The organism is Flavobacterium sp. FlaQc-57, from assembly GCF_044007395.1.
Lineage (GTDB): Bacteria > Bacteroidota > Bacteroidia > Flavobacteriales > Flavobacteriaceae > Flavobacterium.
In genome coordinates, this window is record NZ_JBIPDA010000007.1 from 71296 (window position 1) to 91595 (window position 20300).

Annotated in this window: 17 protein-coding genes; 4 read left to right on the forward strand and 13 right to left on the reverse strand. The window is 32.7% G+C overall.

Annotated features, from left to right (window positions below; genetic code table 11):
- Positions 1-15: 15 nt before the first annotated feature.
- Together ACHRVZ_RS19300 and ACHRVZ_RS19305 are read right to left on the reverse strand one after the other, a co-directional pair.
- On the reverse strand, positions 16-1491 hold the full coding sequence (locus ACHRVZ_RS19300) for a RagB/SusD family nutrient uptake outer membrane protein (protein WP_395424510.1): 1476 nt from the start codon (positions 1489-1491) through the stop codon (positions 16-18).
- A gap of 11 nt (positions 1492-1502) precedes the next feature.
- Positions 1503-4643: a SusC/RagA family TonB-linked outer membrane protein gene (locus tag ACHRVZ_RS19305; RefSeq protein WP_395424511.1), complete on the reverse strand. Its 3141-nt coding sequence runs from the start codon at positions 4641-4643 to the stop codon at positions 1503-1505.
- Between the two features lie 618 nt (positions 4644-5261).
- Here ACHRVZ_RS19305 and ACHRVZ_RS19310 point away from each other — a divergent pair.
- Entirely contained in the window at positions 5262-5921 is a 660-nt protein-coding gene (locus tag ACHRVZ_RS19310) for a ribonuclease HII (protein WP_395424513.1), read from the forward strand.
- 28 nt (positions 5922-5949) lie between these two features.
- On the opposite strand, the gene lipB is transcribed toward ACHRVZ_RS19310, so the two are convergent.
- From lipB to ACHRVZ_RS19330, 4 genes are all read right to left on the reverse strand, one after another.
- On the reverse strand, positions 5950-6648 hold the full coding sequence (lipB, locus tag ACHRVZ_RS19315) for a lipoyl(octanoyl) transferase LipB (protein ID WP_395424514.1): 699 nt from the start codon (positions 6646-6648) through the stop codon (positions 5950-5952).
- Positions 6649-6653: 5 nt separating this feature from the next.
- Positions 6654-7409 (reverse strand): hypothetical protein, encoded by a 756-nt coding sequence (locus ACHRVZ_RS19320; protein ID WP_395424515.1) that lies wholly within the window; start codon positions 7407-7409, stop codon positions 6654-6656.
- 65 nt (positions 7410-7474) lie between these two features.
- A complete protein-coding gene (locus ACHRVZ_RS19325; RefSeq protein ID WP_395424516.1) occupies positions 7475-8248 on the reverse strand; it encodes a hypothetical protein in 774 nt (257 codons plus the stop codon).
- Positions 8249-8274: 26 nt separating this feature from the next.
- Positions 8275-8991, reverse strand: coding sequence for a hypothetical protein (locus tag ACHRVZ_RS19330; RefSeq protein ID WP_395424518.1), 717 nt, complete (start codon positions 8989-8991; stop codon positions 8275-8277).
- A 406-nt stretch (positions 8992-9397) separates the two neighbouring features.
- Between ACHRVZ_RS19330 and lysS the strand changes: the two genes are divergently transcribed.
- Entirely contained in the window at positions 9398-11098 is a 1701-nt protein-coding gene (gene lysS / locus ACHRVZ_RS19335) for a lysine--tRNA ligase (protein WP_395424519.1), read from the forward strand.
- Positions 11099-11164: 66 nt separating this feature from the next.
- Here the strand turns inward: lysS and ACHRVZ_RS19340 are convergent, their stop codons facing one another.
- A complete protein-coding gene (locus tag ACHRVZ_RS19340; protein WP_395424521.1) occupies positions 11165-11767 on the reverse strand; it encodes a hypothetical protein in 603 nt (200 codons plus the stop codon).
- Between the two features lie 32 nt (positions 11768-11799).
- On the reverse strand, positions 11800-12825 hold the full coding sequence (locus ACHRVZ_RS19345; protein WP_395424522.1) for a 2-hydroxyacid dehydrogenase: 1026 nt from the start codon (positions 12823-12825) through the stop codon (positions 11800-11802).
- A gap of 191 nt (positions 12826-13016) precedes the next feature.
- Here ACHRVZ_RS19345 and ACHRVZ_RS19350 point away from each other — a divergent pair, with 191 nt between their 5' ends.
- Positions 13017-13469 carry a hypothetical protein gene (locus tag ACHRVZ_RS19350; RefSeq protein ID WP_395424524.1) on the forward strand — a complete coding sequence of 151 codons (453 nt, stop codon included), beginning with the start codon at positions 13017-13019 and terminating at the stop codon, positions 13467-13469.
- 40 nt (positions 13470-13509) lie between these two features.
- Here ACHRVZ_RS19350 and ACHRVZ_RS19355 read toward each other — a convergent pair whose 3' ends face one another.
- The 5 genes from ACHRVZ_RS19355 to ACHRVZ_RS19375 all read right to left on the reverse strand — a co-directional run bounded on the left by ACHRVZ_RS19355 (position 13510) and on the right by ACHRVZ_RS19375 (position 19725).
- A complete protein-coding gene (locus tag ACHRVZ_RS19355) occupies positions 13510-15984 on the reverse strand; it encodes a zinc-dependent metalloprotease (protein WP_395424525.1) in 2475 nt (824 codons plus the stop codon).
- Positions 15985-16170: 186 nt separating this feature from the next.
- Positions 16171-17457, reverse strand: a complete 1287-nt coding sequence (hemL, locus tag ACHRVZ_RS19360) for a glutamate-1-semialdehyde 2,1-aminomutase (protein ID WP_395424526.1) — start codon at positions 17455-17457, stop codon at positions 16171-16173.
- 137 nt (positions 17458-17594) lie between these two features.
- Positions 17595-18491: a glucosaminidase domain-containing protein gene (locus ACHRVZ_RS19365; protein ID WP_395424527.1), complete on the reverse strand. Its 897-nt coding sequence runs from the start codon at positions 18489-18491 to the stop codon at positions 17595-17597.
- Positions 18484-19380: a 1-aminocyclopropane-1-carboxylate deaminase/D-cysteine desulfhydrase gene (locus tag ACHRVZ_RS19370; protein ID WP_395424529.1), complete on the reverse strand. Its 897-nt coding sequence runs from the start codon at positions 19378-19380 to the stop codon at positions 18484-18486. Before ACHRVZ_RS19370 ends, ACHRVZ_RS19365 begins: the two co-directional genes overlap by 8 nt.
- A gap of 6 nt (positions 19381-19386) precedes the next feature.
- Entirely contained in the window at positions 19387-19725 is a 339-nt protein-coding gene (locus ACHRVZ_RS19375) for a hypothetical protein (RefSeq protein ID WP_395424530.1), read from the reverse strand.
- A 102-nt stretch (positions 19726-19827) separates the two neighbouring features.
- Between ACHRVZ_RS19375 and ACHRVZ_RS19380 the strand changes: the two genes are divergently transcribed.
- Positions 19828-20007, forward strand: a complete 180-nt coding sequence (locus tag ACHRVZ_RS19380) for a DUF5522 domain-containing protein (protein ID WP_066032608.1) — start codon at positions 19828-19830, stop codon at positions 20005-20007.
- Positions 20008-20300: the final 293 nt, after the last annotated feature.

The window sequence follows — 20300 nt, forward strand, 5'->3', positions numbered from 1 at the left end:
GTGATATATGTTTTATTATAATTCGTTTTGAGTAACTAATGGGTTAGCATTAATTTCAGCTCTAGGAATTAACCATTGCCATCTTTTATCAGTAGGTGGAACACTCATAACTCCATTTGTAATTGCTGAATCATGATTAGCTCCAGTTCTGTCTAAAGCAGAATTTGTTCTCTTTAAATCGTAAAATCTAAATCCTTCACCCCATAATTCAATTCTTCTTTGAAACCAGATTTCATCAACTAATGCCTGTCCCGTTTTTGTAGATAAAACATAAGCTGCATCTCTGCTTTTTGCTAATGTAAACAATACTGCACTTGCATCAGCTGCTCCCAATCTTGCTTTTGCTTCTGCCTCGATAAGGTACATTTCAGCAACACGCATATAAGGAACATCACATCTACTATCACCAGTACTTAATGCTAAATACTTCTGGCTTGTATAAGCAAACTTAGCATAAGTTGAAGGTAAATTCAATGCTGTATGTTTACCTGTTTTATCAAATAAAGCAGCACGAATATCTGTAGCAGGGATTAAGTTGTAAAGTTTACTATTGATTGCTTTTGGACAAGAACGAATAACTGTTGAGTTATAGTTTCTTGACATATATGCTCCAAAATTACCAAAGTAATCTGTTTGTACTTCATTGATATGGCTACCCCACATCCACTCTACATTGTTATAATCATTAAATCCTTTTACATATTCAGTTGTGCTCATTAAAGCTACACCTGCTTTAGCTTTAGCAGCATAGTCAGCAGCTATTGCCCAATTTCCTTGAGTTAAAGCGACTCTTGCTTTTAAACCTTGAGCTACTTTTAAACCTAAATGAGAGTTATTTGGTTTTGAATAGCCAACTAACAAAACATTTGCTTCGTCAAGATCTTTATTGATCTGAGTGTATACTGCTTCAACAGTTCCACGAGCAACTGGAGTACTACTAACAGTCAAAATAATTGGCACACCAGGTTGCGTGTTTTGAGTTCCATTTACATATCTTTTTCCATATAATTGAACTAATTGATAATGCGCGAAAGCTCTATAAAGTAAAGCCTGACCTTTTACTATTTTTTTATCAGCATCAGAACCAATTGCAGCATCTGTAGCATTAATTATAGTATTTGCATTTCTGATGATTCTGTAATAAGTTCTGTAAGGAAATCTAATATCCTGAGAATTTTCATTTGCCTGCCCATTCCAGTTATACACTTGCAAGAACCATCCATTAGTAACTGGAAAAACAATATCATCTGCAGCAATATCAACTTGTTGCATCATACTTCCTAATCCATTCTCATTTTGATTAGATTCATATCTCACATATAGCGATCTGTGAATACCATTTAAAAGAGTCATTAAATTTTCGGTCGTTTTTGTCGAAGCCTCGTAATCGATAAATTCTGTAGGTTTTTTTTCTAAAAAATCATCAGAACAAGAAGTAAGGATCAACAAGGATATTGCAAAAAATATCTGTTTTATATAGTTTGATTTCATAATATTAAATTTTAAAAGTTTAAGTTTAAACCTAACGAAATAATTCTAGAAGGAGTAAATCTATTTTGAGTAGTTCCATTAAAAGTCTGACTTGGATCTAATCCTTGACGCTTAGTGAACAACAATAAGTTTTCACCATTTACATATAAAGTAGCATTATCTACACCTAATTTAGAAATTAAGTCTGATGGCATACTATAAGATAAGTTAACTTGTCTTAATGATAAGTAATCAGAACCAACTAACCATCTGTCAGAAGCTGAAGTAGACTGCGTATTTCTGTTAATATCCATTCTAGGAACATCAGTTATATCCCCTGGTTTTTGCCATCTGTTAAGTGCATCAACGCTTAAGGCAGAACCATAGTTATTACCTGTATGCATAAGTGCAGCATAATTAGAATCATACATTTTTCCACCTATTTGATAAGCAAATAAAACATCTAATTTTAAACCTTTGTATTTCAAATTAGTTCCAAAACTTCCAAATAAATCAGGAATCGCTGAATCAGCATAATGGTATAAAGCTTTATTTTGGTCTGTTGTTACATTAACACCATTTACAACTCTTTGAGTAGCATCACCAGCAACAATTAAAGTTGGATCTGAAACGTACAAAGCATATCCGTCTGTAGGATCTACACCATACCAATCTCTCAACCAATAATCATAAATAGAATGTCCAGCCATTAATTTTTTAGTTCCATTAATGATTTCTTTCTGAGGCAAACTTGTGATCTCATTTTGAATTGTAGAAGCATTAATATTCAATCCCCAAGAAAAATTATTAGTTTTTATAACTACAGCATCTAATGAAACCTCAACACCTCTATTCACCATAGATCCAATATTTTCAACTCTATCATCTAATCCAGCAGATAATGGGTTTGGTACTGAAAATATTAAACCATCTGTATTTCTGTTGTAATATTCAACACTACCTCTCAATCTATTATTGAACAATCCAAATTCAAGTGCGATATCTTTTTGTGTATTTTTCTCCCATTGTAAGTCTGCAGCACCTGCAGCGTTTGTTACAACTCCACCTTCACTACCATTATCATACCCTAAGCTAAATGTTGGTTGGCTAACGTAAAAACTTAAACCATCATTACTAATGTGAGAGTCGTTACCAACTTCTCCCATCGAAGCTCTTAACTTTAAATCATTAATCCAAGAACTGTTTTCTAAGAAACTTTCTTTAGAAAGTACCCAAGCACCTCCAACTGACCAGAAATTCCCCCAACGGTTATCTTTTGCAAATTTTGAAGAACCGTCTCTTCTCAAAGAAGCTGAAACAATATATTTATCTTTATAGTCATAACCTACTCTTGAAAAATAAGATTCTGTACCGTAATTTCTAGTGTAAGAAGTTAGATCAGTAGTAGTTGCATAGTTGATAAACTCTGGATTATCAGGAGAAACTTGTCCTGTTTTAGTACCTGTAAGCCAATTTCTTTCGTAATTAAAGCTTTCATGACCTGCTAAAACAGAAACTGTATGATTCCCAAATTTTTTGTCATAATTTAATAATTGGTTATAAGTAATTCCAGTCAAGATTCTATCTTCTTTTGAGATTAATCCTGTAGGTGCTCCATCTCCAATTTCAGTATTATAAGTATATGTTCTGTTATAATATGATTTATCTAAAGACGCATTAAATGTAAATTTGAAATCTTTCAAAAATTTAATTTCTGCGTATGTTCTGGCAGAAAGTGCCAAACCTTTTTGGTTATCAGTATTATTTAATGTTTCGTAAACAATATTTCTACCATTTGAAGCTCCTGAACCTCTAACAGTTGAGTACACTTTATTACCTGTAGCATCATATACATAATCTCCATTAGCTGTGTGATCAAAAACTGGGTAAATTGGCCCCATGTATCTGATAGATCTAAATGGATTATTAAAAGAACTTGTGTTATCAACACCATCAACAGCTAAATTTGAATCTGTAGTTGTTCCTGATAAGTTGATTCCGGTTTTGAACCATTCTTTCAAAGAAGTATTAAGATTTAAACGCGCAGCAATTCTTTCATAATCAGATTTTTGAATATAACCATCTTCATTCAAATAACTGATCGAAGCAAAATAATTCGATTTTTCAGATTTCCCTTGGTAAGAAAAATCAACATTCTGACGAACACCTGCTCTCTCTAATGGAGCAGCCCAATCTAAATCTTGAGGATATAATAACTTAGCAGCAGGATTTAATTTACCATCTGTACCCACAATTTGAGCATTAGGAACATTAAATGGGTTTGTTACTAAAACAACCGGTACTCTTCCTGATGCATATAAATTCGCTGCATCAATTTGAGCTTGATTTGCCATAGGACGGCTATTTCTAATCGCCTCCCATTCTATAGGATAATAATCTAATGCATTAACTCTCTCATATTCTTTGATCAATCTTGATGTCATACCTTGGCTAACATTCAATGAGAATTTATCTTTTGAAGATTTACCACTTTTTGTAGTAATGATAACAACACCATTTGCAGCTTTTGATCCGTAAAGTGAAGTTGAAGATGCATCTTTTAAGACTGACAAACTTTCAATATCATTCGAACTCAAGTTACTGATATCTCCCGCGAAAGGAACTCCATCAACAACATACAAAGGAGTATTTGATCCGTTTACAGAACTAAATCCACGAATTCTAATAGCAGGAGCTGAACCTGGTTGTCCAGCAGCACTTTGTATTTGAACACCTGCAGTAGCACCCTCAATAGCAGACAGAACATTAGTTACTGCTCTATTTTGAAAATCTTCTCCTTTGATAGAAACAGCAGAACCTGTGTAAGAACTCTTTTTAGCCTGACCATAAGCAATAACAACTACTTCATCTAAAGACTTTCCAGAATCTTTCATTTTAACACTAACGGTAGAAGACGGACCTACAACAGCTGAAACGTCCTCCATTCCTACATAAGAAAAAAGCAGAACATCTCCAGCTTTAGCCTTAATAGAAAAACTTCCGTCAAAATCTGTTTGGGCACTAACTTTTGTCCCCTTAACAATAACATTAACTCCTGGAATAACTCCCGTATCTCCAGAAACAGTACCTGAAACAGTCTTCTCTTGAGCAAAAGAAAACTGAATAAAAAACACTACTAATAGTGTTAAGATCCAATGTAATTTTAATTTCATTTTAATTTGTTTTGAATTAGCATCTGGCAAACATCATAATATTTTCTTAAAATAACAACAAGAATCTTAACAAACAGGCATTTTTTCATTGATCTTTATTTAACATAAAAATAAATAAACAAACATTTTACAATAAAAACGGCGCTATTTATAACAATAGGCATAAAATTCAACATTTATATCAAACTTAGTTTTAACAAAAATTTAACAAAAATTACAGGACGAAAATTTAAGCAAGAGCTTATTTTAATCAAAAGCATATTATTTGTCTTACTAAAAAAAATCTAAAAAAATGCTTTTTTAACCAAAATCATCTTTGTCCTTCTCTTTTTAACATTTTAAGTAAAAAAACAGTGCAAATTATTGTAAACCAAATTGTATTAAATTTGAAAATAAAATGGTCAATCTCTCTCTATTGATTTTTTTATTTACTCTTAAAAGCCATAATTAATCAAAGAAAAAAAGACAGACATTACCTATGAATAGTGTTTAATATTTAAATTGAAAGCTTTTGAAAAAACAATACAAGAGTTAAATAAACATGCAAAAAACATATTTCATTTTTTGACAATAATTTCTCAGAAAATTTTGTAATATTTGTCATTTAATATTCAACGCATGCTTCAAAAAAATTTCTCAGGCCATATTTTAGAAACAGGAACCGACGAAGCTGGTCGAGGTTGTTTAGCAGGCCCAGTAACGGCAGCAGCAGTAATTTTACCTGAAGATTTTGAAAACCAAATTTTAAATGACAGTAAACAATTATCTGAAAAAATAAGAGTTCGTTTAAAACCAATCATCGAAGAACATGCAATTTGTTTTGCAGTTACACATTTGTTTCCTGATGAAATTGACGAAATAAACATTCTAAACGCGTCAATGAAAGGAATGCAGGAATGTATCCTGAAATTAGAGAAAACACCTCAATTTATAATTGTAGATGGAAACAGAGCTCTAAATGCGAAATTGGGATTAAAAAATAGCGTTGGAAAACAGTTTTCTTTAACTGAAATCGAATTACTAAAATCAATCCCTAATCGGAGTATTATAAAAGGAGATGCAAAATTTCTAAGTATAGCCGCAGCTTCTGTCTTAGCAAAAACCTATCGTGACGAATACATGGATAAAATTCATGAAGAATTCCCTATGTACAACTGGAAAAAAAATAAAGGCTATCCAACTAAAGAGCATCGAGAAGCCATTAGAAAATACGGCCCAACAAAATACCACAGAATGAGTTTTAGATTACTGCCAGATCAATTAACATTGGATTTATAATAATAAATGATCTATTGTATAAAAACTATTAAACAAATTCAGCTTCAAATAATTGAGTCAAATGTTTAACTATTTTGGCTTTTACTTCGGCTTCATCTACTCTTTCTACGCCGAGTTCTACGTTTAAAGAAGTAACACCTTTTCCACGAATTCCGCAAGCGATAATATTATCAAAATAACCCAAGTCTACATTTACATTTAATGCAAATCCATGCATGGTTACCCAACGTGAGGCGCGGACACCAAGTGCGCAGATCTTACGTGCAAACGGAGTTCCAACATCCAGCCAAACTCCTGTTTCGCCTTCACTTCTTCCGCACTTTAAACCATATTCTTCTAAAGTCAGAATAATAGATTCTTCCAGAAAACGTAAATACTTATGAATATCTGTAAAAAAATTCTCTAAGTCCAAAATCGGATAACCTACTATTTGCCCTGGTCCGTGATACGTAATATCGCCGCCACGATTAATCTTATAAAAAGTTGCTCCTTTGGCTTCTAACTGTTTGTCGTTTAGCAGTAGATTTTCTAAATCACCACTTTTACCCAAAGTATAAACGTGAGGATGTTCTACAAACAGCAAATAATTTGGTGTTTCTAAATCTAACTCTTCTCTCCTATTTTTGATTTTTAGGTCGACTATATCCTTAAAAAGTTCTTCCTGATATTCCCAAGTCGATTTATAATCTTTATTACCTAAATCTTGAAGTTGAATTTTTTTATTCATTTTTATTATTTTTCAAACTCTACTTCAAAGTTGAGTTTGTCAGGATTCTCCATATAATCCTTGAAAGGGTATTGAATTGTAATTGATTTGCGATCTTCACTAAACAAAGCACTCGTATTTGATACTTTTTTTATTCGTTTAGGAAAATGATACTTTATAATATAATTAGACGAAGCAAAAATCATTTTCGACATATCTGCCGAAGAATCTTTTGCCTTTTCAGCCAACTTTTGTTTGTCAATTAATGCTTTACGCGTAAACTTCTTCCCGTCATACGTGTAGCTTAGCTTACTGTTGTTATCTCCCAAGCCACTAGAAAAAGGGGCCGAAGGATTTCCTCCGCTTTCTAATTTCTGCAGTGTACTCAAAGCTTGTAACGCATCTTGCAATTCATTTACATTTTTAAAATCAGTAGAAAGCGTCATCAAAAATTCTTTTTTCTCTGCACTCATTTTGGTATTTACTACAAAATTTTCCAGTTTTTTAAGTTCCTTCTGAGCCTCTGGAGATAATTTTGCAATACTGTCTTTTTTCTCTTCAAATAGTTGTTTAAAAGTAAAAGTGGAGTCTATATTTTTTTTAAGATCCCCGCCCATTTGATCTCCAAGCTGATCACCGGCCATTGACATTAAAGACGAACCGTCCATATCAATAGAGAACTTTCCAGTTCCGTTATCGTTTACATAAATATTTTCGGTAAAAGTACAACTCGTTAATGTTGCTATCAAAAAACAAAAAGTAAGTAATTTATATAATCTCATATGGCTAATTTTTTATCAAAGATACAAACTCTATTTTAAAGAATTGTTGTCTTTAAGAGTTCCTGTTAATTTTCAAATGTCACTTTAAAACCAAGTTTTTCTTCATCATCCGGAAAATCTTTGATTGGAATTTCAAGCGTAAAACTTTTTTTATCTTTTGAGATTATTGCGTTCTTTAATGACAAGGTTTTTATCTTTTTTGGAAACTGATATTCGATTGAATATTTACATTCTTTTAAAATGTCATCCATTTTTTTTGAAAAATCATTATCTGCATCTTTTTCTTTTTTCTTCTTCTCTTTATTTGTTTTAGCATCTTTGGAAAGCAAAATCACTTTCTCAAAAACCTTTCCGTCATAATTGTATGAAAACATTGTTTTTTTATTCTCTTTTTTAGGAACACTTAAATTACCTAATTGTTTGCCCGGGCCAATTTTTGGCATTGCTTCAAGAACTTCTAAGGGCGAAAGCATATTTTTAAGGCTGTCTATTGACTGAAAATTATATTCCATGTCAAATTTTAATTGTTCTTTAGCTTCATTTGCTTTTACAGTCACTTTAAAATTTTCAAGCATTTTAATTTTTTGTCTTTCAGACTTCGGTAATTTGGCAACACTATCTTTTACTTTTGCAAAAACTTCTTTGAAAGTAAAAACGCTATCAATTACTTTATTGGTTTTTGTAGAATCGGTGCTTTTAAAACCTACTTTAAATATTCCGGACAAATCAAATCCGTACGAAAAAGTTCCGGAACCATCTTCATTCATCACCATTTTTTCCTTCATAACGCAGCTCGAAAAAGCCAAAACAATCAACAGACAAACTAAAGTTTTCTTCATTCTCTTTTTTATATATTTAAATTTACTTATTCTAAAATCACTTCTAAATTTGTCAATTCGGTATTTTCCAAACAATCAAAAAGTTGAAATTCTAATGTCATTGTTTTTTTATCTGAACTTATAATTGCTTTTTGGTTTGAAACGGATTTTATTTTTCTGGGAAATTGATACTTCAAAGTATAAGATTGCATCAATTTATATTTAGCATACATTTTTCTTCTCTCTTCGAGTATTTTTTTATCCTGATCGAATTTTTCCTGATCTGTAATTACAAGGTTTCTTTTAAAAACAGTTCCATCAAATGAATACTTTATTTTATAAAATTGATTTACTATCGGATAATTTTCTTTTAAAGAATTTGCTAAACTAAGACTTTCATAAACATTAGGCACATCTTCTAATTTCTTGAAATCTAACGAAACGATATTAAAATTTTCTACCTGAACAGGATCTACTTTTATGTGCATTTTAACATTGGCATGATCCTGAAAAAGTGCCTGATCTGATTTATTAAATTTTACAAAAGTTTCCTGATACTTTACAATATAATCCTGAAAAACAAATGTTGTGTCTCTAAATTTTTCCGAGCCAAGGCGCGGTCTTCCTAACTGTCCTAAACTATTTTCATCGCGAAGACTATAAACTTCTATTGTACCGCTTCCGTCAGGATTGATCTTAATGGTTTCTGTGACTTGACAACTTACGATAAGAAGTAGAAGTAAAAAGGCTGATATATGCTTCATTTTTTTGAAAGGTTCTGAGATTCTGAGAGGCTAAGATAGGAAGTTTTGCTTTGGTTTCTTTTTTTCTCAAATTCATTTATCACACCAGTTGATCAACAAAGATTGACGATTTATAATGCAGAGTTTCATACAAAGATCCTTCTTTCCTCAGGATGTCAATATTGTTAAAAGCCCAAATATACCCCAACTAACAGGTCAATTGAAAATCAAAATTTCTAATCCAACCCCTATAGAAGCGGTATACTTTTTGCGTTTTCTGCAAAAAAGATACAATTGTCACGAAGCTTCGGGAGCACGACAAAAGGGGATTGAAATACAATAAATTGCTGCTATAAAAAATCTAAAACCTGCATTCTAAAATCTACATTCTTTTCTTTATCTTTGCACACTTAAAAAAGAGCACAAAATGGCATTATCAGAACAAGAAATCATCCGAAGAGAAAAACTTCAAAACTTACGCAACTTAGGAATCAATCCTTATCCGGCTAATCTTTTTCCTGTAAATCATACTTCGAAGCAGGTGAAGGAATCTTTTGAAGAGGGTAAGAAGGTTATTGTTGCCGGACGTTTAATGAGTGTTAGAGATCAGGGAAAAGCTTGTTTTGCTGAATTGCAGGATAGCGAAGGACGTTTACAATTGTACGTTAATCGCGATGTTTTGTGTGAAGGTGATGATAAAACTTTATACAATACTGTATTTAAAAAATTAACTGATTTAGGTGATTTTATCGGAATCGAAGGTGAATTGTTTACTACAAAAGTTGGTGCACAATGTATTCGCGTTGACGGATTTACTTTTTTAAGTAAAACTTTACGCCCGTTACCTTTACCAAAAGTAGATGAAGACGGAAAAGTACACGATGCTTTTAATGATCCTGAATTACGTTACAGAATGCGTTATGTAGATTTAACGGTAAATCAACAAGTTAAAGATACTTTTATCAAGCGTACTAAGTTATTTACTGCTATGCGTGGTTATTTTAACGATGCAGGTTATCTTGAGGTTGAAACTCCGGTTTTACAACCAATTCCGGGTGGTGCTGCGGCGCGTCCGTTTATTACGCACCATAATTCGCTTGACATTCCGCTTTACATGCGTATTGCAAACGAATTGTATTTGAAAAGACTAATTGTTGGCGGTTTTGAAGGTGTTTATGAATTCTCGAAAAACTTTAGAAATGAAGGAATGGACAGAACGCATAATCCTGAATTTACTGCTATGGAAATATATGTAGCATACAAAGACTACAACTGGATGATGGAATTTGCTGAAGGTTTACTTGAGCATTGTGCTATTGCGGTTAACGGAACTAGTGATGTTACTTTTGGTGAACACCAAATTAACTTTAAAGCGCCTTACGCTCGTGTTACAATGACAGATTCTATTAAACATTTTACTGGATTTGATATCTCAGGAAAATCGGAAGATGAATTGTTTGAAGCAGCAAGAGGAATGGGAATTGACGTTGATAAAACAATGGGTAAAGGAAAATTAATTGATGAAATTTTTGGAGCTAAATGCGAAGGAAATTATATTCAGCCAACTTTCATTACTGATTATCCTAAAGAAATGTCGCCTTTGTGTAAAGAACACCGCGACAATCCTGAACTTACTGAGCGTTTTGAATTAATGGTTTGTGGTAAAGAAATTGCAAATGCTTATTCAGAATTAAATGACCCAATTGATCAACGCGAACGTTTTGAAGATCAAATGCGTTTGGCTGAAAAAGGTGATGATGAAGCAAACGGCGTAATCGACGAAGATTTCTTAAGAGCGCTTGAATACGGTATGCCTCCAACTTCTGGAATGGGAATTGGAATGGATCGTTTGATTATGTACTTAACAAATAATGCTTCAATTCAGGAAGTTTTATTGTTCCCGCAAATGCGTCCTGAGAAAAAACAATCAATTGAATTGTCTGACGAAGAGAAAGCAATTATTCACTTCCTTAAGGAAAACGAAAATAAAATGGATTTAGCGCAGCTAAAAGTTACAGCTAATTTAAGCGGTAAAAAATGGGATGCGGCTATGAAAAATTTATCAAAACATGGTTTGACTAAAGTTGCTGTTGAAGGCGATTTTAAAATGGTGGAATTGGTAGGGTAATTTTTCGTTCCTTTATAATATTCAAACCCGACAGGTTTTAAAACCTGTTGGGTTTTGTTTTTTTTTCTAAAACGAATACTTCTTTAATCTCTTAGAATTAACATCCAAGACCTTAGTTTTTTCCTTTGAAATATCACCATTCCACACTTCCTGAACAGATGGATTTGATGGATATTTTCCGTTTTTCATTTTTATGAGATGGGAATTACCGCCACTTTGCATTTTAAGATCGTAAAACTTTTCAGTTACTGAAGTTGTTACAAAAATCGGAAAATCGGTTACAGTAAAACGATTGATTACGCTTCCGTCATTATTTAAAATATATCCTGAACAACCTCCGCTTCCGCAGAAGTATGAATTAGAAAAGCCTACAAAATATTCATTTTTCTTATCATTATTCAAATCAAAAGCTTCATAATAAAAGAACCGATCGTCTTTTGTCATTGCCGGTAAATCTTTTTTCAATAAGATTGAAAGTTGTTTCCGAATCATCTCGACTGCCTTATCATCTCTTGGAGGTGCATCACTTAAGTCTGCAGCTCCTGCAACAGTTTTTGTTAAGGTATCTTCGGCAATCGTTTTAACAACATTTCCCGAATCGGTTTTATCTTTATTCTGACATGAAATCATTATCAGAATCATCAATGTTATTAAAAACTTATTTTTCATAATTTTTCATTTTAAGTTTCTTAAACTAATTTCTAAACAAGCAAAGCTGCCTTATTCTCAATATCATTCTGAGTCAATAATGATTTGATATTCTCAAAAGTTATTAAAGCAATTTGCGTTAAAGCTTCATTCGTAAAAAATGCCTGATGTGCCGTTACCAGAACATTCGGAAAACTCATTAAACGCTGAATTGCGTCATCCTGAATAATATCATCTGAAAGATCTCTGAAGAATAGTTTTTCTTCCTGTTCGTAAACATCAATGCCTAAATAACCAATTTTACCTTCTTTCAAGCCTTCAATCACAGAAGCCGTTTCTATCAATGCACCTCGACTGGTATTGATAATCATAACATTGTCTTTCATTAAATCGATTGACTGTTTATTAATCACATGTTTTGTCTGATCGTTTAATGGACAATGAAGCGAAATAATATCACTCGATTTGAAAATATCTTCTAAAGAAACAAATTCAACTCCGTCTTTTTCCATTTCCGAATTTGTCACAATATCATACGCCAAAACTTTACAACCAAAACCCAGAGCAATTTTCGCAAAAGCTTTTCCAATATTACCCGTTCCGATAATTCCGATTGTTTTTCCGAATAAATCAAAACCTAATAATCCGTTTAGCGAAAAGTTTTGTTCACGAACTCGATTATAAGCTTTGTGTGTTTTTCGGTTTAAAGTCAAAATCATCGCCATGGCGTGTTCAGCAACCGCTTGAGGCGAATAGGCAGGAACACGACATACTTTTATATTGTATTTTTTTGCAGCTTCTAAATCAACATTATTAAAACCTGCACAACGTAGTGCAATAATTTTTACATTTTTATCGGCCAATTGCTTAATAACTGCTTCATTTACAATATCGTTTACAAAAACACAAACGATAGCTGTATTTTCGATCAAAATTACGGTTTGCGGATTAAGCTGCGTTTCAAAGAAATCCAATTCAAAACCAAACTTATCATTGTGTTTGTTAAAGAAAGTCTTGTCGTAAGGTTGTGTTGAAAAAAAAGCTATTCTATTTTTGGTCAATGTGGTGTTTAAACTCATAATACTTTGTTCTAGATTCTATACTTATTGATACCTTAAAAATAAGCAATTAATTCTATAATTTAATCCAAACAAAACCGTTTTAATCAATTACGATTCAATATGTTAAATAAAATACAATTCTGATAATCAAATTAAACCTATTGAATTTGATAAAGTCTAATCGATATAACAATTAAAAAACTTACATCATGAAAAAATTATTTATCGCAGCTTTGTTATTCGTTGGAATGGCAAGTTTTGCACAAGAAGCTGACCAAAAACCCACACGTGAACCAAGAGAAAAACTAACTCCTGAACAACGTAATGACAAACAATTAAAAAAACTAACGTCTGAACTGAATTTAGATGCCAATCAACAAGCTCAGGTAAAACAACTTTTGGCCGATAGAAGTGCCAAAGCTGAAAAATTTAAAGAAGACCGTAAAGATAGAAAAGACAGTAAAGTTAAACCTACTGCAGCGGAGAAAGAAGCTTTCAAAAAACAAATGATGGATGAAAAAGATGCTAATGATGCAAAAATGAAATCTATCTTGAATACTGACCAATACAACAAATGGAAAAGCATTCAAAAAGAGAATCAAGATAAGATGAAAGACAAAATGAAAGAATACAGAAAAGATAACAACAAATCTGATGAATAAAAAAAAGAGGCTTTTAAAGCCTCTTTTTTTATTATAAATCTTATTTCGGATTTAAAATCAAATCAATTCGCTTGATACAATCTTCATAATGATATTTTGTCTCTGTATTTACAGCTCCTGCTTTTGCTGTCAAAAGTATACCTCTCAATGCACTTAATTCGCCACGAACTAAAGCTCTCAAATCAGATTGTGCTACGTTGTAATATTTTGTTGATCTGTCTGTAGGTTTAATTTCTTCGGTCATTAAAACACCCATTCTATCAATATATCCACGTTGTAAATTTCTTCTATATATGGTCACATTTCCTGCTGTAGAAGCTTCTTTCCAGATTCCTTTTCGGGTATCTCTAAATAAGTCTAATGCTTTGTAAGTATCTGCACCCAGAATTTCATTATCCATTAATCGACCAATACGGCCAATACTTAGCAAACTGTTTAAATGTCGAACCTGCAGACTTCTAAATCTTTCCGTATAACCAGCGTAATCAGTGTTTTTTAAAGTATTGATATTTACAATCCAGGTTGGAGAAGCAAAAGCATTTGTTTGTAACCAATTCATAGCTTCAATTTGCTTTGCTTTTGGTACAATTTCATAAATATTTCCAGCCTGATTTGGCTTTTTAGTATTTTCATAAACACCGCCAACATTAGTCACAACATGACCAACATATCTGCTCCAAACATCAAGAAATTCCTTGTACAACTCGTCTAAATCATCATAATTATTGGTCGCACTACTAGTCCATTCGCTTAAATGATTGGCCACATATTCCAGATTTTTCATTCCGTAAGAACTCGCTTTCATTGAGTTATTTCCAATATCTTCTGTTTGAGTTGTTGGGTCAAATGCACTACTTTGTTTCCCGTATTTATAAAGAGGATTCCCGGCCTTATCCAAAATCCATTTGTCTAAAGTTTTGACCTCATCCTGAGGAGATTTCACATTCGGAATCACTCTGTAACCCCAGTTAAGTGCATAATGATCATAAGCTCCCATTTTGCGAATAAAACGAATATTTTTATCTCCCGGCTGTGCGATGTAATTAAAACGGGCATAATCCATTATACTTGCCGAGATTCCGTTTTGCTGTGTAAAATCACCATTTCTGTAATTTTCTACATCATAAGCGCAACTTGCCCCCATATTATGAGGAAATCCTAAAGCGTGTCCAACTTCATGTGCAATAACCATTCGCATCATATCCCCCATTTCTTCATCGCTGGTTTGCAAAGTTCTGGCTGACGGATTTGCCGCACCTGTTTCTAATAAATATCTATTTCTATAAGAACGTAGGTGATTGTGATACCAAATTACATCACTTTCAATAATCTCTCCTGTTCTTGGATCTGAAACACTTGGTCCAACCGCATTTCGGGTTGTACTTGCTACATAACGAATTACTGAATAACGAACGTCTTCCGGGCTAAAATCCGGGTCTTGTTCTTTTGTTGGGGCATCTTTTGCAATAATAGCATTTTTAAAACCGGCGGTTTCAAAAGGTTTTTGCCATTCTTCAATTCCTAATTTTATGTATTTTCTAAGTTTTTCCGGCGTTGCAGGATCCAGATAATAAACAATAGGTTTTATTGGTTCAACCAGTTCACCTCTCGCATATGCTTCAGGATCTTTTGGTTCTAACCTCCAACGACGAATATAAGTTTTAAGATCAGATTTCAACTCATTACTTCCGTAATCGTATTGATTTACAATAAAATAACCAACTCTCGGATCTGCTAATCTTGGCTTCATTAGTACTTCCGGCAACAAAATCATCGACTGATTCATTTGAATACTAATCGATTCTGTTCCTTCTAACATTGATGGTTTTGAAGCATTATAAGTCATGTCCTGAATTACTTCGATATTCATCGGAAAACTTTTAATTGTATTAATAAAACTTCTTGAATCGTCAAGTCCTTTTACTTTATAAGTTTCTCGCATTTCTGCTGATATTCCGGTGATCGCCTTAACATCTGTACTATAAAACTTAGTAACATCAATTACAGTATTGGCAGAATCTTTACTGAAAGCAACAATATCAAAAGCAAATAAAGTTGGCTCATAATTGTTTGATTTTACCGAAATGCTAATCGGTAAAGTATCGTTTGCAACAGCATTATAGGACTTTGATTTAATTAGAATTTTATCCTGAAAACGCTGCCAAACGATCAATTGTTCGTTCGTTTCAGAGCCGGCGTTTACATATCCTCCACCTAAATTTGCAGGCAGTTTAGACAATCTGCTTACTAAAAGCATATCCTTATCTAAATATTTATTTGGAATTTCGAAGTAGTATTTTTTATCCACTTTATGAACTTTAAAAAGTCCATCATCAGAAACAGCATCCTTTGTAATTACTTTATTGTAATCTTTAATTGTTGATTCAGCTTTTTTTTCTGGCGGAGCAACTACGGGATCACCTTTTTTGGATTCTTTCTTATTTGATTGGGCGAACTGTGAAGTAGAAAACAGCATAAATACTGTCATCGTAATAAAAATGAAAAATTTATTCATTTATGGTAGGTTTAATAGTTATTTAATAAACAAAAATAATTTTTATTCTAAATATATGCAGAAAAACATTCTTATTAACATTTCATTAACTATTACAATTCAAAACAAGAAGCCATAAAAAAAGGTTCAGCTTTAATAAAAAAGCTGAACCTGAAATTGAAAAAATATAATCTGTTTTTTTAAGATTTAAAATGTCTTTGAAACTTTATCAATGGCATTAATCGTAAAATCTAAATCTTCATAAGTCAACGCATCTGTAATAAACCAAGTTTCGTAAGCAGATGGCGCAATATAAATTCCTTCTTGCAATAAACCGTGGAAGAATTTCTTAAACGTTTCATTATCTCCTTTTGCAGCTGTTTGAAAATCCACAACCGGATTTGCATCAAAGTGAACAGAAATCATCGAACCAACTCTATTGATTGTAAATGCGATATTATTAGCTTTTAAAACCCTCTCAATTCCTGCTTCTAAATATGCTGTTTTTTCTTCTAAACGTGTAAAAATAGCACGATCATTATCTAACGATTGTAACATCGCTAATCCTGCTGCCATTGCCAACGGATTACCAGACAATGTTCCTGCTTGATAAACCGGACCAAGCGGCGCTAAATAATTCATAATTTCTTCTCGCGCAGCAAATGCTCCAACTGGTAAACCTCCGCCAATTACTTTTCCGAAAGTTACGATATCTGCATTGATATTATACAATTCCTGAACTCCTCCACGAGCCAAACGGAAACCTGTCATAACTTCATCAAAAATCAATAAAATTCCGTTTGCTGTACACAATTCTCTTAAACCTTCTAAGAAACCTTTTTGAGGCGGAATACAACCCATATTTCCAGCAACTGCTTCGATAATAATCGCAGCAATTTCTCCTTTATTAGCTTCGATTAAAGTTTTTACATTTTCTAAATCATTATATTTCGCCAACAAAGTATCTTTTGCAGTTCCTTCTGTAACTCCTGGACTGTTTGGAGATCCAAATGTCACAGCGCCACTTCCGGCCTGAATCAAAAATGAATCTGAATGTCCGTGGTAACAACCTGCAAATTTTATAATCTTATCTCTTTTTGTAAATCCACGAGCCAAACGAATAGCACTCATACAAGCTTCTGTACCTGAATTTACAAATCTGATTTTATCAATATTCGGAACCATAGAAACAGCAAGAGCCGCAATTTGAGTTTCTAATTCAGTTGGCATTCCAAATGAAGTTCCTAATTTTGCTTTTTCGATTACAGCATCAACAACCGGCTGATAGGCATGACCTAAAACCATTGGTCCCCAAGAGTTGATATAATCTATTAATTTATTTCCGTCTTCATCATACAAATAAGCACCTTTGGCACTTTTTACAAAAATAGGAGTTCCTCCAACTGCTTTAAACGCTCTTACTGGCGAATTTACTCCTCCCGGAATTACTTTTTCTGCTTCAGCAAAAAGCTGACTACTTCTTTTATATAACATTATTTATTTTAGATTTTAGTCCCGATCCCGAAACTTCGGGACGGGATTAATTTTATATTATAAACTGAGAACTTTATTTTAAAATTTTGATTTTAGATTGATTTCAAAACTGAAAACTGTTACTTAAAACTGAAGAACTACTTCACTTTCAATCGCTGTCCAATCGAAATTGCATTATCTGAAAGATTGTTTTTCTGTTTTAAGTCATCAACTAATAAATTGAATTTTTTTGATATCGAATATAAAGTATCTCCCTTTTGAACCTCGTATAAATTTGGATCATTAGAATTCGAGTTGGCTATACTTCTGGCTGGAGCCGATGTACTTTTTGCTGCTGTTGATTTCTCAAACGGCTTATAGTTTCTTCCTGTAATTTGACAATCGTATTGATGCAAATTATAACGTTCGATGTAACTTATTAATTTATCCGGATAATTTGGATCTGTAGCATATCCGCAAGCTCTTAAACCTTTTGCCCAGGCTTTATAATCGTCTTTTTCATAAGTAAACAAACTTGCATATCTATTTTTTCCGACTAAAAACAAAGCATGATCTCGATACGATTCTGAAGCCTCATTATATTTTCTAAAACATTCCTGAGCGGAGTCATCGTCATGACGAACACTTTCTCCCAACCAGTCTTTATGACACTTAATTCCGAAATGATTATTGGCAGTCATTGCCAAATCCCCTTTTCCCGCACCAGATTCAAGAATTCCCTGTGCCAAAATAATACTGGCCGGAATACCATACTTTTGCATATTGCCCATTGCAATATCCTTAAACTGTAAAATATAATTATTGATTAAATCGCTGTTTACAACTGTTTTTGAAGTAGACTGAATAACCTCAGTTGTATTATTTGTAGAAGGATAATTTTTAGCTATTGGCTTAGCGGGAGTATGCTTTTTAGTAGTCGCTACTCTGGTCCTCTGAATTTCTGCTGCTCTTTTAGTCGTCGCAATAGCAGGTTTACTGGAAGAACAACTTACCAAAGTTGCTAAAATTATGAATGTAAATATTTTTCTAACCATTGCTTTTAAGTATTGGTAATTTTTTCTGCTTCAATTTCATATTCATCCCTTCAATTCCTTGCAATCCGCCAGTATGAATGAGTAATATTTTTGAATGTTCAGGAAAATAGTTTTTATGTATTAAATCTATAACGCCAAAAACCATCTTTCCTGTATAAATTGGATCTAAAGGCACTTTTGTTTCTTCAAAAAAAGTATTGATAAATTGAATTAATTCTAAATTTATCTTGCCATAACCTCCAAAATGATAGTCAGATATTAAATTCCAGTTGTCTTTCTTTGCAAAAATACGAATTTCATCGTTTAAAAAGTCACCTTTTAATGCCGGAAATCCTAAAATTTTCTGATTTTGCACAGCACTATTGATTAATCCGGAGATTGTTCCACCAGTTCCAACCGCGCAACAGACATAATTAAAGACAGCATCTTCCTCTGTCAAAATCTCTTCACAGCCCTTTACCGCAAGATCATTTGTACCGCCTTCAGGAACCAAATAAAAGTCACCAAACTTATCTTTCAGCTTTTCTAAAAAGGAATTTTCATTTTTAAATCTATAATCTTCTCTCGAAACAAATTCAAATTGCATTCCGTTTTCCTGAGCAAATTTCAACGTTGGATTTTCCTCAACTTTATCAAAAAGCTCATCGCCGCGAATAACTCCAATTGTTTTAAAACCTTGCTCCTTTCCGGCAAATGCAACAGCAGCAATATGATTTGAAAATGCTCCGCCAAAAGTCAGTAGGGTCTCTTTGTTTTCGGCTTTCGCCTGAAGCAAATTGTATTTTAACTTTCTGAATTTATTTCCGGAAACAAACGGATGAATTAAATCTTCGCGTTTTATCGTTAGCGAAATATCATTGGGAAAAGTGATATGAATTTCTTGATTCAAAATCTATTATTGTTTTAATGTTAAGTACTTTAAAAAGCCAAAAAACGATCGGTTTTTCAAATAATTTAAATCTGTTTCATTAGAATATGCTTCTCTCTCAAAACTTATATTTCGATACGCCAGATCTTTATCTTTATACTGAACAAAACGCACTAAAAACTCAAAAACATACCAAATAAAAAAAGGAAGAATCAGCAATTCTATTTGCTGTCTTAAATGTATTTTCTCGTGATTTATAAAAGTCTGATTTGCTTTATCAAAATCATATTTCATCAATACAAACGGAAACACAGTCATTCCTCGATATCCTTTCGGAATTAAATATTTAGCAACAATCAGAAACATGAGCTGTAAAATTTATAAATTTGTAGATAAAAGTTGTTCGATTTCATTAAAATCATAATAAATTTGATTTAGAGTAAAAGAACATGAATACTAAGCAGATTTATGAAAGAGCAAAGTAATGAAAATAAATTAATCGAAGGTGAAGATTTTTATTATACACCAGAAGGTTATAAATGCTTTACTGAAAAACACCACTTAAAACGTGGATATTGTTGCAAAAGTGGCTGCCGTCATTGTCCGTATGGATTTGACAAACGAACGGGGGAAATCAGAAAAAAGTAGATTGTTAGATTTTTAGACTTCTTAGATCTTAAGATCTTTTTTTGAATGTCTAAAAAACAGCAATCTTTTTATAAAATAAAAATATAGATTAATATTATTTTAATCTAACAATCTAAGAAGTCTAAACATCTAAAAATTTAAAATGGATATTCTCTTGCGAAAATTTAGGATTACCATCCACAAATCCTATCATAGGTCGGATATCCGCTATCCCTAGTTTTAATTAGAAAATGTGTCAATTTGAGAATGAGATAATTTTCAGAAATAATTTAAACTAACATTCAATTCATTAG